At 34.8% G+C, this 17471-nt stretch carries 16 protein-coding genes and 3 pseudogenes; 14 read left to right on the top strand and 5 right to left on the bottom strand.

Annotated features, from left to right (window positions below; all coding sequences use genetic code 11):
* Nucleotides 1-21: 21 nt before the first annotated feature.
* Nucleotides 22-774, top strand: a pseudogene (locus QRY57_RS17890) (DNA-binding protein); the annotation flags it as partial.
* A gap of 502 nt (nucleotides 775-1276) precedes the next feature.
* Here QRY57_RS17890 and QRY57_RS17885 read toward each other — a convergent pair.
* The 3 genes from QRY57_RS17885 to QRY57_RS17875 form a co-directional block, all read right to left on the bottom strand.
* A complete protein-coding gene (locus tag QRY57_RS17885; RefSeq protein ID WP_286015765.1) occupies nucleotides 1277-2560 on the bottom strand; it encodes a hypothetical protein in 1284 nt (427 codons plus the stop codon).
* A gap of 146 nt (nucleotides 2561-2706) precedes the next feature.
* Nucleotides 2707-3765 carry a sensor histidine kinase gene (locus QRY57_RS17880; RefSeq protein ID WP_286015764.1) on the bottom strand — a complete coding sequence of 353 codons (1059 nt, stop codon included), beginning with the start codon at nucleotides 3763-3765 and terminating at the stop codon, nucleotides 2707-2709.
* A gap of 813 nt (nucleotides 3766-4578) precedes the next feature.
* The gene (locus QRY57_RS17875; protein WP_286015763.1) at nucleotides 4579-5103 is read right to left on the bottom strand and encodes a phosphatidylglycerophosphatase A family protein; all 525 of its coding nucleotides are present in this window, start codon (nucleotides 5101-5103) and stop codon (nucleotides 4579-4581) included.
* A 671-nt stretch (nucleotides 5104-5774) separates the two neighbouring features.
* On the opposite strand from QRY57_RS17875, the gene QRY57_RS17870 reads away from it, so the two are divergent.
* Nucleotides 5775-6653 (top strand): Rpn family recombination-promoting nuclease/putative transposase, encoded by an 879-nt coding sequence (locus QRY57_RS17870; RefSeq protein ID WP_286015762.1) that lies wholly within the window; start codon nucleotides 5775-5777, stop codon nucleotides 6651-6653.
* A 144-nt stretch (nucleotides 6654-6797) separates the two neighbouring features.
* Here the strand turns inward: QRY57_RS17870 and QRY57_RS17865 are convergent.
* A pseudogene (locus tag QRY57_RS17865) lies at nucleotides 6798-6872 on the bottom strand (IS6 family transposase); the annotation flags it as partial.
* A 290-nt stretch (nucleotides 6873-7162) separates the two neighbouring features.
* Here QRY57_RS17865 and QRY57_RS17860 point away from each other — a divergent pair.
* Nucleotides 7163-7501: a hypothetical protein gene (locus tag QRY57_RS17860; protein ID WP_286015761.1), complete on the top strand. Its 339-nt coding sequence runs from the start codon at nucleotides 7163-7165 to the stop codon at nucleotides 7499-7501.
* 77 nt (nucleotides 7502-7578) lie between these two features.
* On the opposite strand, the pseudogene QRY57_RS17855 reads toward QRY57_RS17860, so the two are convergent.
* A pseudogene (locus QRY57_RS17855) lies at nucleotides 7579-8279 on the bottom strand (IS6 family transposase).
* A 209-nt stretch (nucleotides 8280-8488) separates the two neighbouring features.
* On the opposite strand from QRY57_RS17855, the gene QRY57_RS27205 reads away from it, so the two are divergent.
* The 11 genes from QRY57_RS27205 to QRY57_RS17805 all read left to right on the top strand — a co-directional run bounded on the left by QRY57_RS27205 (nucleotide 8489) and on the right by QRY57_RS17805 (nucleotide 17115).
* Nucleotides 8489-8596, top strand: coding sequence for a MerR family transcriptional regulator (locus QRY57_RS27205; RefSeq protein WP_432804055.1), 108 nt, complete (start codon nucleotides 8489-8491; stop codon nucleotides 8594-8596).
* Nucleotides 8565-8831 (top strand): hypothetical protein, encoded by a 267-nt coding sequence (locus QRY57_RS17850; RefSeq protein ID WP_286015760.1) that lies wholly within the window; start codon nucleotides 8565-8567, stop codon nucleotides 8829-8831. Before QRY57_RS27205 ends, QRY57_RS17850 begins: the two co-directional genes overlap by 32 nt.
* 470 nt (nucleotides 8832-9301) lie before the next feature.
* Nucleotides 9302-9466 carry a hypothetical protein gene (locus QRY57_RS17845; RefSeq protein WP_286015759.1) on the top strand — a complete coding sequence of 55 codons (165 nt, stop codon included), beginning with the start codon at nucleotides 9302-9304 and terminating at the stop codon, nucleotides 9464-9466.
* 110 nt (nucleotides 9467-9576) lie between these two features.
* The gene (locus tag QRY57_RS17840; protein ID WP_286015758.1) at nucleotides 9577-9921 is read left to right on the top strand and encodes a hypothetical protein; all 345 of its coding nucleotides are present in this window, start codon (nucleotides 9577-9579) and stop codon (nucleotides 9919-9921) included.
* A gap of 703 nt (nucleotides 9922-10624) precedes the next feature.
* Entirely contained in the window at nucleotides 10625-11260 is a 636-nt protein-coding gene (locus tag QRY57_RS17835; protein ID WP_286015757.1) for an FMN-dependent NADH-azoreductase, read from the top strand.
* A gap of 151 nt (nucleotides 11261-11411) precedes the next feature.
* A complete protein-coding gene (locus QRY57_RS17830; protein WP_286015756.1) occupies nucleotides 11412-12248 on the top strand; it encodes an alpha/beta fold hydrolase in 837 nt (278 codons plus the stop codon).
* 174 nt (nucleotides 12249-12422) lie between these two features.
* Nucleotides 12423-12980 carry an NADPH-dependent FMN reductase gene (locus QRY57_RS17825; protein ID WP_098303539.1) on the top strand — a complete coding sequence of 186 codons (558 nt, stop codon included), beginning with the start codon at nucleotides 12423-12425 and terminating at the stop codon, nucleotides 12978-12980.
* A 207-nt stretch (nucleotides 12981-13187) separates the two neighbouring features.
* Nucleotides 13188-13832 carry an isochorismate family cysteine hydrolase YcaC gene (gene ycaC, locus QRY57_RS17820; RefSeq protein ID WP_035414825.1) on the top strand — a complete coding sequence of 215 codons (645 nt, stop codon included), beginning with the start codon at nucleotides 13188-13190 and terminating at the stop codon, nucleotides 13830-13832.
* 199 nt (nucleotides 13833-14031) lie between these two features.
* Nucleotides 14032-14676 (top strand): hydrolase, encoded by a 645-nt coding sequence (locus QRY57_RS17815; protein WP_018767758.1) that lies wholly within the window; start codon nucleotides 14032-14034, stop codon nucleotides 14674-14676.
* A complete protein-coding gene (locus QRY57_RS17810) occupies nucleotides 14673-15266 on the top strand; it encodes an antibiotic biosynthesis monooxygenase (RefSeq protein ID WP_286015755.1) in 594 nt (197 codons plus the stop codon). Before QRY57_RS17815 ends, QRY57_RS17810 begins: the two co-directional genes overlap by 4 nt.
* A gap of 13 nt (nucleotides 15267-15279) precedes the next feature.
* Entirely contained in the window at nucleotides 15280-17115 is a 1836-nt protein-coding gene (locus QRY57_RS17805) for an amidohydrolase (protein ID WP_286015754.1), read from the top strand.
* Nucleotides 17116-17471: the final 356 nt, after the last annotated feature.

The following is a 17471-nucleotide window of genomic DNA, read 5'->3' as shown; positions in this document are numbered from 1 at the left end:
AAAACTTTGCAACAGAACCATGTAAGCACCTATCAATTAGAAAAGTGGTTGGAAGATGGGGAGTTAACTGCCACTGTACAGGAACATCGTAACCGTGAAACTAAATTCATTAAAGAAGAAGAGTTACGTCAACTTGTACAACGATTTAATCAAGCAAATACACTGTATACATACTCTCAAAAGCATAATACAGTGCTTTTCCAGAGGTACATACAGGGGAGTACGATAGCAAGAGTCATTTCTATTCCAAAGCGTGGAGATATTATGCTAATAGATGAATTCGGAAGTGAATTCACCTTAAAAGAAGCAAGAAAATTAGGATATGTACCAGCATACGAATTATCTGATAGACCACGTAGCCATCATCAGAGGTTTGTTAAGTTCCGTATACCTAAGTCTGATCAATTGCGTAACAGTTCGTTTCAACTGATTGACTTAATACTACAGTATGTCTCACCAAGGAATTTAAAGGTTTCAGAAGAAGAGGGCTTTTGGTATATTGATGTACGTCAGTCTTTAATTGAATTACCTATGGGTATGCAATTGGAATGGATTGATAGCCTTACACCATATTTAATAGAAGGAAAATTAGTAAAACGTGTTAACAATAGTGTGTACATAGATAGCAGCAGCGTGACAAAACCAGTTACGATGTCCAGTAAAGAATATCAAGCTATTAATAAAATAGTTGAGGAAACTAACAGTACGATTGAAGAATTTATTGCTATAGCTATTCGTGAAAAAATCAATCAATATCAAAATACAAGAAATTAAGTTATTGTAATTATAAAATGTATAATAATCTGTTGAACAATTAGTTTAAAATTAAGTATTAAGGCAACTATCTGGAATCTAATTGTAATTCAGCTTTGTCGTTTGTCAGTGTATTAGCAGAATTACAATTTCCAGAGTAGATAGCTCTTGCTTCATCACACGAATCAGCTTTTTCACATCCTATTAATATACTTAATGTTATAAACGATAATAAAATCTTTTTCATTATAATACACGCTCCATACTATTTGATTTAAAATACTTTAAAATTTGAAACCTAGAGTACGCTAAATTACTATTTAGACTCACACAAATGATCTGCACATAAATTCATCTTTGATATGCAGATCATTTGTATGAGTAAATTCACTTTAGCATTATGAAGGGACTTTCTTAGTAATCAAATTTTATTCTAATTCCATAGAAAACCCACAAAGAACAATGTTCTCTGTGGGTTTTGTTTATTTCAAAAAAGCTTGGGGGAAGCTCGATTTGATTAATTTTATTTTTCTAACACATCTGAGCGAACTAATTTTAAATCATCTGTTTTAATTGCACCTGTTGAAGTAGATGATACTTTTACTTTTGTAGATGTGTCCCAATAATGGCCACCTTGCCAGAACTGTGCGAAAGGTGATTTTACTGTTTTGTTTACAATTCCAGTAGCTACTGAACCTGGTTTTAATGAATATTCAGCAGTAACTTGATATAATGCAGCTGTAATGGATCGATCTGATTCGTTAGTAAGACTAAACTTACGAGATACTGTTTGTTCTTCACTTAATGAGATACTTGTACCAAATGTACTTTGGAACTCATAACTTGCTCCAATTTCGAAAATATCTTCAATACCAACACCTGCATTTACACCCACAGTGTGAGCAAATGATTGTGATTGTTCATTTGTCAGACCTGTTTTGATGTCAAATGTTACTTCATATCCTGTATTTTTAGCTGGAATGGATGCTGATCCACCAGGAACTTTCTTCAAGTATTTCTTTTCTGTTAATACAGCATCTTTTAGTGGGTTAAATGGTGTCTTTGCTGAATAACCAATTGTTACAGCCTTTTCAGCGCCCCAATTATTGTCACCCCAAATGACTTGGATTCCAAGCTCATCTAAACTTTTCTTTCCAAATTCCTCTAGAATAGCCCTTTTTAAGCCGCCTTCTCCTTCAAAAAATTCTGGATTAAAAAAGTCATTTTCAGCATCACTTTTTTCGTAGTATTTAGAGTGTAATATTTTTTGTACATCAGGATCATTTGGATCTTGCGCATATCGAGTTTGGAAAAAGCTTTCTAATGTTTCCAGAACAAGTCCTTTTACAAAAGATTCTCCATAAGTACTTCCAAAGTATTCTTCAATTTGAGATGGGCTATATCCCATGAATTGTAAATCGTAATAAAATCTAGGTGGTGGATCCATATGTTTTAGCTCTTTATTTCTCCAATCCCCAATAATTTTATTGCCATTTATATAAGAATAATCTAAATATAGATATTCAAGCGGTTTTGCTTCCTTGATGTGTGGTGGTGTAACAGATGGAAAATTCGCTTTAATAATATTATTATTGATATAATTTGCATCAAAATCTTGGTTTACATTGGAATTTTCTTCTGATACTTGTCCTTCTTTAAGGTTTAATGATGGATTTTCTTTTTCAACAGAAGTAATTGCACTAGAAGTTGCAGATATTGTACTTGCTTCTGCTTTTAAAGAAAAAACTGGACTTGCTAAAACAGCAAATGCTAATGCTGCGGGAATCACTTTTTTCTTATAAGTCATGTGATTTCTTCCTTTCTTTCCTTATTTTTACGATATAACGTACATTGCTTATACTTCTTTCATACGAATTAAAATGATATATTCGTATATTAATATAAAGTTATAACAAATCCCTTTCGTAAATGTTACAAAAGTCTTTCATAACTTTATTTCTTTTCTGATGTAATAGGAAGAGTAAACCAAAATTCACATCCCTGTTTACCATCTGGACGATTCCGAACACCAATTTCTCCTTTGTGCATTTCCACTAGTGATTTTGCAATGGCGAGTCCAAGTCCAGATCCTCCAGATTGTGAGCTTCTTGATGGATCTGTTCTGAAAAAGCGTTCAAATATACGTAGTTGTTCATCGTAGGAAATCCCATTCCCCTCATCACGCAAAGTGAATATAATTTGCTGTTTCTGTTTATTTTCTTCTACAATTAACTCAATTGTGCCACATGTAGGAGAATGTCGAATTGCATTATGTAACAAATTATTGATAACTCGTGCTATTTTACATGGCATAATCCAAAGTTTTGGTAATGTATCTGAAACACGTAATTGCAAATCAATCTCTTTATCTTTCAATAGGATAGCATGTGAATCTATTACTTTTAATAGAATACTATCTACATGTTTTAAACTTGGATGAAATGCTTCTTGTCCAAGTTCTAACTTAGAAAGCTCAAATAAATCATTAATTAATCCACTTAATCGTTGTATTTCGTTTAGAATTGTCGTTAAATACTGATTTTTCATATCAGCATCTTCAATTAAACTATCCTGTAACGCTTCTATCATCAATTGTATGCTAGCAAGAGGGGTTCGTAAGTCATGTGAAATATTCGCAATCAGCTCAGTGCGTTCTTTTTCTCCTTTTTCTAACTTAGTAAAGCTTTCTTCTAATTTTTTTGCCATTTCTTGAAAAGCTGTGGCTAATTCTTTAAACTCATCCGGTTCTTTCCCTATTATGTACATCGTTTCAAAATGTCTATCACTAAATTGTTTGGTTAATGAAATTAAATTTTGGATCGATTTCATAATAGGACGTGTCATTAACCAGTAAATAATCGTTGAAAAGGCCATTGCTATGACTACAATTCCTATGAATAGTTGCGTTTGTTCCGGTCTAAGTAACATTTTCATTTCGCTATACCAAATAGCAATTAGCATAATACTGGTGCTTAATATATTCATCAATAACAATTGATTCCGTAATTTCATATTGTAGTTCCCCCTTGTTGTAACATAAAACGAATATCAGTAAATCCATCTTATCTTAAACATCTTTCAACTCTCTTTCAAAACTGTAATAAATTTCTTTCAAGACTATCACTAAAGATCAAAAGGCTGGATTAAAGTTGCGAAACTCACATTAAAGCAAAATTAAATTAATATTTTCATAGTATACTCATAGAAACCTTTTTAAAATTCACCGGTTTAAGCACAGAGGAAATAGACGAATTATCGTTAACATGAATTAGAAACGGAAATTCACTTGTTTTTCAGGAATATGGATTGAACTCCTATAAAGCAATGAAAGAATTTTGTAACGATTACGAAAGTCTTTTGTAATGCTTGTGAAAGTAATTTGAAATATATTGATAATAAGATAAATTTATCCTCAATATATTTGCAAAACACTCAATAAACAGTGTATTTTATTTTTCTAATGCAATAAAATTAGAAAAATAAAATTGATCAAATCGAGCTTCCCCAAAGTTTCTTTTTACACAACAAAACCCACAGATTATTTTCTGTGGGTTTTGTTGTGTTTATATTTTATCTTCAAACAAAAGGTTGTTATAGAAATAACTGAGATTTTTAAAGATTAAATGATAAGACAATGTGAACTTAAGAATATTATAATGCTCTCAAAACAAAAAAATTGTACATTTTCACCCGGAGATGTTAATTTTCTCGTTTTGGGGGTATTTTGTTTTGTTAGCTTGATAGCGATGTGGTGCTACCCCTTTTTGGGGGTAATCTGTTTTCTTAAGTTGATGGCAATGTGGCTGTGCCTCTTAGTATGAGTTATTACTTACGGGAATCTTCATTTTCTAACTTTGCTTGATAACGATGAGCTAACCGGCTTGCTGCAGCTGACGCAATCGCACCAACTAAATCATCCAAAAAAGTATGCACCTTTCCTTTAGATTTATCATTCAGCTCGCTTAAAATCCCCTCTTTTAACTTGTCGATATAACCGTAGTTTGTAAAGCTAATGCTTCCGTATAAATTTAAGATGGATAATGCTAATATTTCATCTACTCCATATAAACTTTCATCTGTTTTCAACATTTGTTGCAATGGAGAGGATAATACTCCTTTTTCAGCCAAAATATCTAGTTCAATTCCCGTTAATAAAGCATTCTGTACTTCCCTTTTTCCCATTACACGCTTTACATTCTCGATGCAATTTTCTATTGTTAAATCCGGCACATACTTCTCCTGTAAAAAGTATGTTAACTTCGCAATGTCCTCAATATGTACACCTCTGTCATGTAACGCTTGCCATGCACTTTGCTGCACGTCGGCGCTTGAAATAAAAGAATTTCCCATTTCTGAACCTCACTTTTAATCATGATTTTTTCTAAAAATCATGATTAGTATGAGGTACCGAAAAAACTTTATGCATGTATAACATAGAAAACCACTTGTTCATTGATTTCTGTAAGAGATAGTTGATTGAACTACTCACCACTTAACGTCCTTACGGACTGTTTGAAGTGGGAGATTCCTAAGTAGGGGTAAACCATACATGCCCATCAACTTAAGAATTTTATAACCCACACCGCCACCAAGCCAATGACAACAAATAACCCATAACAAAAATTTTGTTAAGTTAATGAATGTATAACAAGACCTCATAAATAAAAAAGATAAGAACAGGAATCTGATCTTATCTATGGCATAAGGAGAAACAAATAGGGTAATAACCATCACCTTTTCATGATATTACATTAAATTTTAATTTTGAATAGTATAACTAAAAATAGTAGCAATATCTATATTGAGAAATTTATTACTAATTTGCTTGTACGGTATCAAAAGGTACACCTTTAGATACATTTTTAGCTTTCATGTATTTAGTGTTAAGTGAAACCCTTGCATTGTCTATAAAAGTATACATTTATAAACAGATGTAAACTTGAAATACAGAAGCATTTGCATATGTAAGGGACTATCTTATAAAATACAGTTAAGAAAAGAAAGACAGGGAGAGGAAACCCATGTCCACAAAATTAGTAAATTTACGAATTGATTTTGCTTTTAAACAGTTATTTGGAACAAAGGGGAATGAAGAAATCTTAATTGGATTTCTAAACGCTATCTTAGAAGAATCTTTAGATACACCTATTTCATCACTACAATTGGAAGACCCACATCTCCATAAGTCTTATGAAGATGATAAGTTATCCATACTAGACTTATTAGCAACACTCAACAACGGAACACAAGTGAATATAGAAATTCAGCTTCGAAATACACATGACATGGTAAAACGCTCTTTATATTATTGGAGTAAACTCTATACATCCCAAATGCAGGAAGGGATGCCGTATCGTTCTCTTCGAAAAACAATCACTATTAACTTGTTAGATTTCATATTATTTTCTTATGACGAATCATTTCACACCATTGGACAATTATGGAATGTCAAAACACAACAGGTATTAAGTGACGATATGGAAATCCATTTTGTAGAGATTCCAAAATTAGTGAAACAATGGCGTGAAGAAAAAGTAAATCCATGGGAAAATACATTTGTCCGTTGGATGTTATTGTTACCAGCCCATGAAGATGAACACTTAACTCAGACATTGGAGGAGATTGCGATGAATCAAGATCCAATTTTACAAAAGGCAATGAATAAATGGGAAAATATGAGTCATGATTCTTCTTTCCGAACAGCTTATGAAGCTCGTGAGAAAGTACTTCTAGATGAACAAGCTAAAATAGCTCATGCTCATGAGGAAGGTAAAGAAGAAGGTAAATTAGCTGAGCGTGCACAATTAATTCGTGGTATGCATAAAAATGGAATGCCGTTAGAAGATATCGCAAAATTTACCAGTCTAAGCACAGAAGAAATACAAAAAATACTATTATAATATGTATCATTATAAAAGCTTTGCGAAAGATCTCGCAAAGCTTTTGATTATTGCACTCACATTCTTGTACTCTGTATTGTCGGTTCTGGTGCAAAAATAAAATAAAAGAGAATAAAGCGCCTATATTCTTAACGGAATCGTATCTTATGCTGCAAGTTCAAACAATTGATGGATGAATTCTTTCTGATTTTGGACAGACGGGTCTCGTAAATCAATCTGTCAAGGTGGCGCTCTCCCTGCTGAGCTACGGGATCGACTATATAAGTAGATTAACTCGTTGTGAACTACTTAAAATAGTATTTGTTGAGTAAAATTCTATAGTAGTTTGAATTATAAGTTAATAACCAATGTGGAGCGACCTCCACAGGGGAAATTTTTGAGTTGTACTTCTCAGGTATTTCTTGTCGGCACATGAATCAGCTAGAATGTGGGATTTTTTCTTTATTTAATTATTTACATATTTATCCTTTCGGTTCATAATTTTAATAGGGGAAGAAGGAAATATAACTATGAAATATAGCTATGAATTTAGTAAAGGACCTTTTGATATATTACTTATTAATTTACCTGAAGAAATCGCTTTAGTTGGTGAGTTTTTACGATCTGATGTTCATGGTATAGAGTGGATAGAAGAACTTGATAAAGTTTTGAATAAAGAAATTGATTGTGCAAATTTCGGTGGAAACTCTTGCGATTTGGAAGTTAGACCAGATTTCACTATGATTACACATCGTTATGTGGAAGATGAAGAGTACACTTGTAAAATTGAAACAATTGAATTACAGAACTTGATGTTAGTATGGCTAGAAGAGTATGAGAATTACTTACAAAACCGTGATTCCAACTAATGTATAGTATTTATGGTTCTGGTGCAAAAATAAAACAAAAAAGAATACAGCACATATATTCCTAACGGAATCATATCTTATGCTGCAAGTCCAAACAATTGATGGATGAATTCTTTCTGATTTTGGACAGACTGATTCCGTAAATCAATCTGTTTTTTTTCATCATATGCATGGCTTCTACTCCAGAAAGAATGGATGTAGCTGAGTCAAAGCATTTGAACCCTAACATAGAACGGATTCGCTTCTTTATAAAGCGATGATCTTGTTCTACTATGTTATTCAAGTACTTTTGTTGTCTAAGTTGCATACTATCAGGTATGCTTTTCTTTTTTCAACTGTTCAATTGCTATAGGATAAGCTGGATTCTTATCGACTGTTATAACACGTGGATTTGAAACATGAAAAGACCGCAAAGCTTTCTTGAAAAAGCGTTTTGCAGCCTTATGATTTCTTGTTTTGCTTAGGGAAAAATCGATTGTTTTTCCTTTCGAATCAACAGCACGATACAGGTACATCCATTGACCTTTTACTTTGATATATGTTTCATCGACCCTCCAAGAGTCATTTGTTTGAGGTAACATCGGATTCGTTTGTCCAATTCAGGACCATACTGATGAACCCAACGCATAATAGTTGTATGAGAAATGGATAAACCCCGTTCCTCCATCATTTCTACCAAATCACGAAAGCTTAAATTGTACCGTAGGTACCAACGTACAGTTAACAAAATAATATCAGGCTGATAGTGCTTCCATTTGAACAAATTTTTCTTTTTCATACCAATCACACACCTTTTTAGAGTAATAGTATCAGTATGTCCAAGATTTAGAGATTACTTGCAATTGCCTTGAAGCTTTTGCACCAGAACCAAATAAACAGCTTAATTAAATTTGTTTAAAAATATTCAAATATGCTTAAATAAGCTAACTCATTCTGTTACACTTCACTTATAAAGTGAGGTGTAACAGAATGAGTTAGGCGGCGGAAATGTTAGGGGTGGCCACTTCTACATTAAGAAGATGGGAAGAGGAAGGGAAAGTTAATGAAATAAGGGGTGTAATTTATGAATTCAGAAAAACAGTTAAAACAGTTTAAAAACAAGTTATTTCTACTTCAAGTATCAATGGCAGGAACAGTTATCTTTGGTTGCATGTTTGTACTTTTCGACAATCCATTTAAACAAGATATATTACATAAATTCGGTGAGCAAACCTATAACACAATGAATATAGGAGTCGCAATTTTATTTATACTATACTTTATCTTTCTATCTTCAATGTGGTATAAAACGAAGAAGGTGTGTAAGGAAATCGAAAAATCAATTAATTAAAAGGGGAATTATGTATTTTATTGATGGGGTACCACTACATTGCCATCAAGCTAAGATTTTAAAGTACCCCCTAAATGGAAATTTTGTGTTTTTTGTAGCACCAAAGTTCATTTTTATCGTTTTGGGGAAGAATGTGTTTCTTAACTTGATAGCGATGGGGTACCGCCAGCATTTCGGAAAAAAACACGCTAAGAGCATGCAAAATTTTATGCAGTTTTTCGGCTAGTCCAGTAACAAACGAGAACCCGAAAACCCACACCATAATAGGAATGTATAAAAAATTACATAGATTGATAAAAAGAAAAAAGGCGAATCCCTTATGAGAGTAAGGGGACGCCTTTTTTTGCTACTGATAATATGGCGTTATGTAAACTTTACATGTATAGTGTATATAGCTAAAAAGGCACAATACATAGTTTCTCCTGAATAGTATAATTTGGTTAAGTTACATTGTGTATGAGGGGGAAGTCATGAGTATTAGAAGTTTATTAGACATCAAACTTTTGCTAATTGGATTGCTTTTATTTCTTGGTGGAATCTATGCTTCTCAATGGAACAATCTTGCTATCATAGTCGGGATTGGCGGAGGAATTCTTATGGGATTAAGTGCTACCAAACAATTATTCAAAAACTAATTCCTCTCCCATGTGGAGAGGGATTTGCTGTTACTTCCAATAACGGATTATATGTGAACTAATCACATATAATTTATAGATATATCCAAGAGAAGAAGGGAGATTTCTAGATGAGAAAGGGGATTTTAACATTTACTGTCGCTATTTTTATCATTGGAATCATTCATATTGCTGTAACTCCGATAAATTATAAGTCATATACAATCGAGGCTCTTTGGTTCGCGAGTGCCGGTTATACACTTATCTTCCTTGCTTTTTTAAACTATATTCTTATTAGCATCAAACAAAAACAGACAAGATTTTTTGTCATTTGTCATACAGCAAATATTTTATGTACTATTTTGGTTGCTTTGATTCTTACATTTGCATTTGCTCCTCATATAATCCTTTTGTTTGTTTTATTAGTTTCTGAAACTTTACTTGTCATAAGATTTCAATTCTCTTCAAGATCTTAATAATATCCATAAGTTTCGCTGTTTCCTTACTTCTGATAACGAATTTTACGTTAACTAGCCCCTCTTGTGGGGGGCTAGTTGTTTTTTTACAGTAGCAAAGATGAGATTTCACTTTTAGAAACTGTCTTAGCGTATAAAATCTGTGTTTTGTCGGCAGGACTACAAATAGTTCTGTTGACGGTACCCCTATGAGCACTCGAAAGGGTGCTTTTTCTACTACAATAAAAAGACCCCGTTACAAAATGGAGCAAGAAGATGAATAGTGAAGTTGTACATTGAATATAACGCTGATCCTCCAGCGATGCCAAAACGCAAAATCCACTTTTCCTCTTAATAAAATGACATTTTTATTTCTCAATATCTCAACACCAAGCATATGATAATATCAATTTATCGACAGATTGATACCCTCCAAAAACGCAAAAACGAACTCTCTTTTATGATGGTTTGTTTTTGCATATTTGAGTACACAAACCTAAATATAAAAAACACGCTAACTGTCTTAGCGTATGTTTTCCGCGTAATGTTGGCGATACCCCATTTAATAAAACGAGATAGGAGAGTTCGCTAACTTATTTAAAAAAAGTAACTATTTTCATTGACAGGAAAATAATGGTTGTGTATTATACTTACATAAGGTAAGTAATCTACTTTTTAAGAGAAAGTCTTTAATTAAAGATATTTACTGAGGGAGGGAATAAAAATGACAAAAGTACTATTTATTACAGCAAATCCAAATTCAGCAGAAGCATCTTTCGGTATGGCAGTAGGGGAAGCATTTATCGAAGCGTATAAAAATGAACATCCACAAGATGAAGTTGTAACAATTGATCTATTTAACACAACTGTACCAGAAATTGATACAGAAGTATTTGCAGCTTGGGGGAAATTCGCAGCAGGTGAAGGCTTTGAAGCGTTAAGCGAAAGCCAACAGCAAAAAATTGCAGCAATGAATACAAACTTAGAAACATTTATGAATGCAGATCGTTATGTATTTGTAACACCAATGTGGAACTTTAGCTATCCGCCAGTAGTAAAAGCGTACTTAGATAACCTATCTATCGCAGGTAAAACATTTAAATATACTGAAAATGGTCCAGTTGGATTATTAGAAGGTAAAAAAGCACTTCACATTCAAGCTACAGGTGGCATTTACTCTGAAGGAGCATATGCAGTAATGGACTTTGGTCGTCAACACTTAAATGCTGTATTAGGATTTATGGGTGTATCTGATACAGAATATTTTGCAGTTGAAGGAATGAATGCAAACCCTGAAAAAGCACAAGAAATTAAAGAGGCAGCAATTGCAAATGCACGTGAAGTAGCAAAACGTTTCTAATATAGAAAACTCAAAAATGTCCAACTGGTTCTGTTTTATTAGCTTTAGGTACAGGTATCATCATTGGCTTTATTTATAAATAGGTTACGAGATTCATCCGGATTATTGACGAAAAATACATGTAATCAGAATATTTTTTGGAGGTAGAAGAATGGCAAAAATTACTGTAGGAACCGAAAATCAAACACCCATTGAACTATATTATGAGGATCATGGTACAGGGAAGCCAGTAGTATTAATTCACGGTTGGCCATTAAGTAGTCGATCTTGGGAATACCAAGTTCCTTCTCTCGTTGAGGCTGGATACAGAGTCATAACTTATGACCGTCGAGGGTTCGGGAACTCTTCTCAGCCATGGAATGGTTATGATTATGATACATTTACTACTGATTTACATCTGTTACTAGAGCATTTGGATCTCCAAAATGTGACACTGGTCGGATTTTCAATGGGGGGTGGAGAAGTAGCTCGCTATATCGGAAACTATGGCACAAATAGAGTAGAGAAGGCTGTGTTTGCAGGAGCTGTACCACCATTTCTTTACAAGTCAGCAGATCATCCTGAGGGAGTATTAGATGATGCAGCAATTCAAGGATTTGAAAATGGAGTAAAAAATGATCGCCTAGCATTTCTTGATGACTTTACGAGAGGATTTTTTGCTGCTGGAGATAGAACTGACTTAGTCAGTGAACCATTCCGGCTTTACAATAGAGGTATTGCAGCGGGTGCATCGCCTAAAGGAACACTAGATTGTATCGCTGCTTTCAGCAAAACGGACTTCAGAGGAGATTTAGCCAAGTTTAATATACCTACCCTTGTAATTCATGGTGATTCAGATGCAACAGTTCCATTTGAATATAGTGGGAAGCTAACACATGAAGCAATTCCTAATTCTAAGGTAGCTTTAATAAAGGGTGGTCCACATGGGCTCAATGCAACACATGCCAAAGAATTTAATGAAGCACTGCTATCATTTTTAGAAGACTGATTACAAATGAATAAATGTTAACTGATAGATTAGGGGCATTTTAGGTTCTGTTGCAAAGTTTGAAAAAAGCATAAACAGATTGGTAAATGAGGAACAATGGCTAGGCGTAAAACTACTTCTACCAATTTGGTATATCATAGTATAATTGGTTTATCTTATAAAAGGAGGGAATATATGACTAAAACCATAGGCCTTATTTGTGGTAGTTTACGAAAAAACTCTTATAATCGAATCATTGCTCAATCATTAACAGGGATGGATGATTCCCATCAATTTCATTGGATCGAGATAAATGATCTACCTTTGTTCAATGAAGACTTAGAAATAAGTGTTCCAGAAACAGTGACATCCTTTAAATCTGCTATCCAGGACGTTGACGGTATCATTATTGTAAGTCCAGAGTACAATTCTGGAATTCCTGGCGTATTAAAGAATGCGTTGGACTGGGCATCAAGACCTCGGGAATCTGCTGTTCTTAGCAGAAAACCGGTTGGTTTAATTGGTGCAACTCCTGGGGGATTAGGTACTGTTTATGCTCAAATGCAAATCAGAGAAATACTGGAAGCCATGCAAGCTCATGTTCTTCCATTTCAAAAAGTGCTGATTTCCCAAGTACATGAAAAGATTGATTCCGATCAGAAAGTGCTTACTGACGAACAAACAAAACGTTATCTTCAGCGTTATTTACAACAATTTGTAAATTGGATAGATAAAACCACTATTTTAGATTAATAAAAGGAGAATAAGTATTTTTAAAAATTAGTCTAATATTATTTTTCTGATTTTTAAGAAAAATATTGATGTGTCATAAGTTTATGGATTAATTAATATTAACGATCAATTTATTTATAAACTAATCGTAACAAACGAAGAAATTTATGATACTATTCCATTTTTTAAACTTTCTTCGATTACTTAATTTTTTAGGAGGAATACATAATGTCTGATCTCTATTCTCGTATTAACAAAGATGATGCTGTTGTTCTGTTAGTGGATCATCAAACTGGTCTTATGTCTGGACTAGTACGTGACTATGGTGTTGATGAATTCAAGAACAATGTTTTAGCTCTCGCTCAAACTGCTAAGTTTTTTGATTTACCAGTTATTTTAACAACAAGCTTTGAACATGGACCTAACGGACCTTTAATGCAAGAATTGGTTGATCTCTTTCCTCACGCACCAAAAATAGCTCGACCTGGACAAATTAACGCATGGGATAATGATGATTTTGTAAAAGCAATCGAAGAAACTGGAAAAAAGCAACTTATCATCGCGGGCGTAGTTACAGATGTTTGCGTTGCTTTCCCGGCACTTTCTGCTATAAAAGCTGGGTATGAAGTATTTGCTGTTACTGATGCTTCAGGAACTTTTAGTAAACAAGTTGCAGATGCTGCCAATACTCGTATGGCACATAGTGGCGTGCAGCTTATGAACTGGTTTAGCGTAGCTTGCGAATTACAACGCGATTGGCGCAACGATGTCGAAGGTTTTGGCAATTTGCTTGCTAGTAATCTTCCAGGCTATCAAAATATAATTGGAAGCTATATGGGAGCTCAGCGAGATCTTAGTAAACAAAATGCATAAATGTATTCCAAAGAAATAGCTTTAAATCACTTTTTAAAAAGTGGATAGTATAAATTTAGCGCTGATTAAATCAGCGCTCTCTTTTAAATTAAAAAGTATAGCAAAGCTTTTATTTTTACGATTACAGTTTTAATTAACGGAAAATAAATTACTTTCAAAAAACTTAATTTGAAACAATTAAAAAAAGGAGCGTTTTATTATGAGTAATTTAGAATTGTTAAATCCGGAGAATAGTGCATTAATTTTGATTGATTTTCAGCCTCAAATGACTTTTGGAGTTGCAAGTATTGACAGACAAACATTGATTAATAACGTTATGCTGCTTGCTAAATCAGCAAAAACTTTTAACGTACCTACTATTCTTACTACAGTTGAAACACGCAGCTTTTCTGGTTATTTTTGGCCACAAATTCTTGACATATTCCCAAACCATGAAATTATAGAACGTAGTTCAATGAACTCTTGGGAAGATCCAAAATTTGTTGAGGCAGTTAAAGCAACAGGTAGAAAGAAATTAATATTTGCAGCACTTTGGACTGAAGTTTGCCTTGCATTTCCTGTGCTTGAAGCAATTAAAGCTGGCTATGAGGTTTATGCAGTTGATGATGCTTCAGGTGGTACTAGTTTGACAGCACATAACGCTGCTATGCGTCGTGTAGAACAAGCTGGTGCAATTCCAGTGACAGCAATCCAAGTTTTACTTGAATACCAACGTGACTGGGCACGCAAAGACACTTATGATGCTGTTATGGAAATTGTGAAAGAACACACTGGCGCTTATGGTCAAGGCGTAGAATACGCATATACTATGGTGCATGGCGCGCTTCCAAGCAGGAAATTATGAACCAAGAAAGAGTGACTGTCGGAGAAACTCATACAGGGAACACAATGGATGCTAGCGGTCCAGTAACAACGATTGTTACATGGGAAATTCAAGAAGGTAAAGAAAAACAGTTTGAAACATGGAGACATGAAATCGAAGCTGCCGCTACTAAATTCCCAGGGCATTTAGGCGTAAATTTAATAGTCCCCAATAACGGATCCAGAGAGTATACTGTTATTTTTCGCTTTGATACGTATGAGCATCTACGTTCTTGGCAAGAATCAGATATTCGTCGAGATTTGTTAAAAAAAGCAGAACAATTTCAAGCAACTAATCCAACTTACAAAACTGAAAACAGTTTAGCTTATTGGTTTGTTACTTCGAAAACGCCAGTTCCACCGCCAAAATGGAAAATGTCTATTGTTACTGTTCTTGGTGTATGGCCTCTTAGTATGTTGGTGCCTAAAGTAATAGGACCTATTATAAAAAATATGAATCCTATTATATCAGCTTTTTTTGTTTCTATATGTATAGTTTCCTTGCTATCATGGGTAGTCATGCCGATTCTCGGTAAAATATTTCATCCATGGTTACAGAATAATAGGAAGTAGATGAGGTGTAAACATGAATTTGCCGGATATGATCTTATATAACGGAAAAATCACTACCCTTGACCCATCTCAACCTGAGGTATCAGCTATCGCCATAACTGATGGCTTAGTCACGGCAGTAGGTGGAGATGAGCTTCTTGATAGTGCCACAGAAAAAACCCAAAAAATAGATCTTAAAAGAAAGAGAGCTATTCCGGGTTTGAATGACTCTCATATACACGTTATTCGTGGTGGTCTACATTATAATATGGAATTGCGTTGGGAAGGTGTACCATCACTTGCTATTGCTCTGGAAATGCTTAGAGAGCAGGCAAGACGTACACCTGCTCCTCAGTGGGTAAGAGTAGTTGGAGGTTGGTCTGAATTTCAATTTAAAGAGCGAAGGATGCCAACTTTGGAAGAGATTAATGCTGTTTCTGAAGACACACCTGTCTTTGTGCTACATCTTTACGATAGAGCACTTGTAAATCGTGCAGGGCTGCGTGCACTGGGATACACAAAAGATACCCCAGACCCTCCGGGCTGTTTAATTGACCGGGATAAACGAGGTAATCCAACGGGTCTTTTAATTGCTAATCCTAATGCTTCTATTCTTTATTCAAGTTTGGGGAGAGCTCCAGTACTTAATTTTGACGACCAGATTAACTCAACTCGCCATTTTATGCGCGAATTAAATAGATTAGGTATCACAAGTGCCATTGATGCAGGTGGTGGATTTCAAAATTATCCTGATGATTACAAAGTTGTTGAACATTTAGCCGAGAAGGATCAATTAACTTTGCGTATTGCGTATAATCTATTTACGCAAAATCCAAATCATGAATATGAAGACTTTGCTTCATGGGCAAAAATTGTTTCTCCGGGTCAAGGAAATGATAAGTATAAAATGAATGGTGCCGGGGAAATGTTAGTATTCTCGGCAGCCGATTTTGAAAAATTTCAAATGCCGCGGCCCGAACTAGCTACGGTGATGGAAGCTGACTTAAAGAAAGTAATTTCTCTATTGGTGGAAAACCGTTGGCCATTCCGTTTACATGCAACTTATGACGAGTCAATAACACGTTTCTTAAATGTTTTTGAGGAAGTCAACAGAGAAATTCCTTTCAATGGTCTACGCTGGTGGTTTGACCATGCAGAAACAATCTCAGATCGTAGTATGGAACGTGTTAAGGCTTTAAATGGCGGTATTGCCATCCAAGACCGCATGGCTTTCCAAGGTGAATACTTTGTTGATTTATACGGAAAAGAAGCTGCAAAACGTACTCCCCCGATTTATCGTATGCTAGACCTGGGTATACCTGTTGGCGCCGGTAGTGATGCAACCAGGGTTTCCAGCTATAACCCTTGGGTTGCTCTTTATTGGATGGTTGCCGGAAAAACCATTGGTGGTCTTTCGATATACGATGAAAAGAATAAACTTGACAGAAAAGTAGCTCTGGAATTATATTCCAAAGGAAGTGCATGGTTCTCTGGTGATGAAGGTAAAAAGGGAACCCTTGCAGTAGGTCAGTTTGCTGATATTGCTGTATTGTCTGCTGACTACTTTACTGTACCAGAAGAAGAAATCAAAGACCTTGAATCATTACTCACCATTATGGGTGGTCAGGTTGTTTATGGGAATGATGAATTTAAAAATTTATCACCTGAATTGCCGCCAGCATCACCTGATTGGGCACCGACGGGAGTTTATGGTTATGGTGGTGCTAACCTAGCCCACAATATACTTTCTCACGATGCCCATGATCACAAGTTACATAGTTGCAGTAACCCTCTCCATCAACACACTCATACCGTAATAGGAAAAGATGGAACTAAATGGGGTATTGGTTGTACTTGCTTTGCTTTCTAAGTCAGAACCACCGGTCTAATACCGGTGGTTTTCTTTCTACAATAAGGGTTTGGGGCCCAGGACGGACCCAAATAGTAATGGTATTAAGATCATAATGATAATATGGGGGTACAGCCGGATGTCCATCAACTTAAGAAATGAATTGTTCCCCAAAACGAAAAAAATGAGCTGAACTCTCATAAATAGCTGTAAAAAGGTCAAACTTTCGTTATGGGGGTATTATGAGATTTTAACCTGATGGGCATGGGGTAGCACCAACATTTCGCGGATTTCGTACGTTAAGGAATTTCTAAGTTGAAAAATTTGGTTTTACCATACGTTAAAAAGGTTCCATAAACGATATTTAATGTTTGTTA

This window comes from Bacillus arachidis (genome assembly GCF_030285945.1).
Classification (GTDB): domain Bacteria; phylum Bacillota; class Bacilli; order Bacillales; family Bacillaceae_G; genus Bacillus_A; species Bacillus_A arachidis.
Note: the sequence above shows the minus strand (reverse complement) of the source record. Positions and strands in the feature narration are given on the sequence as shown.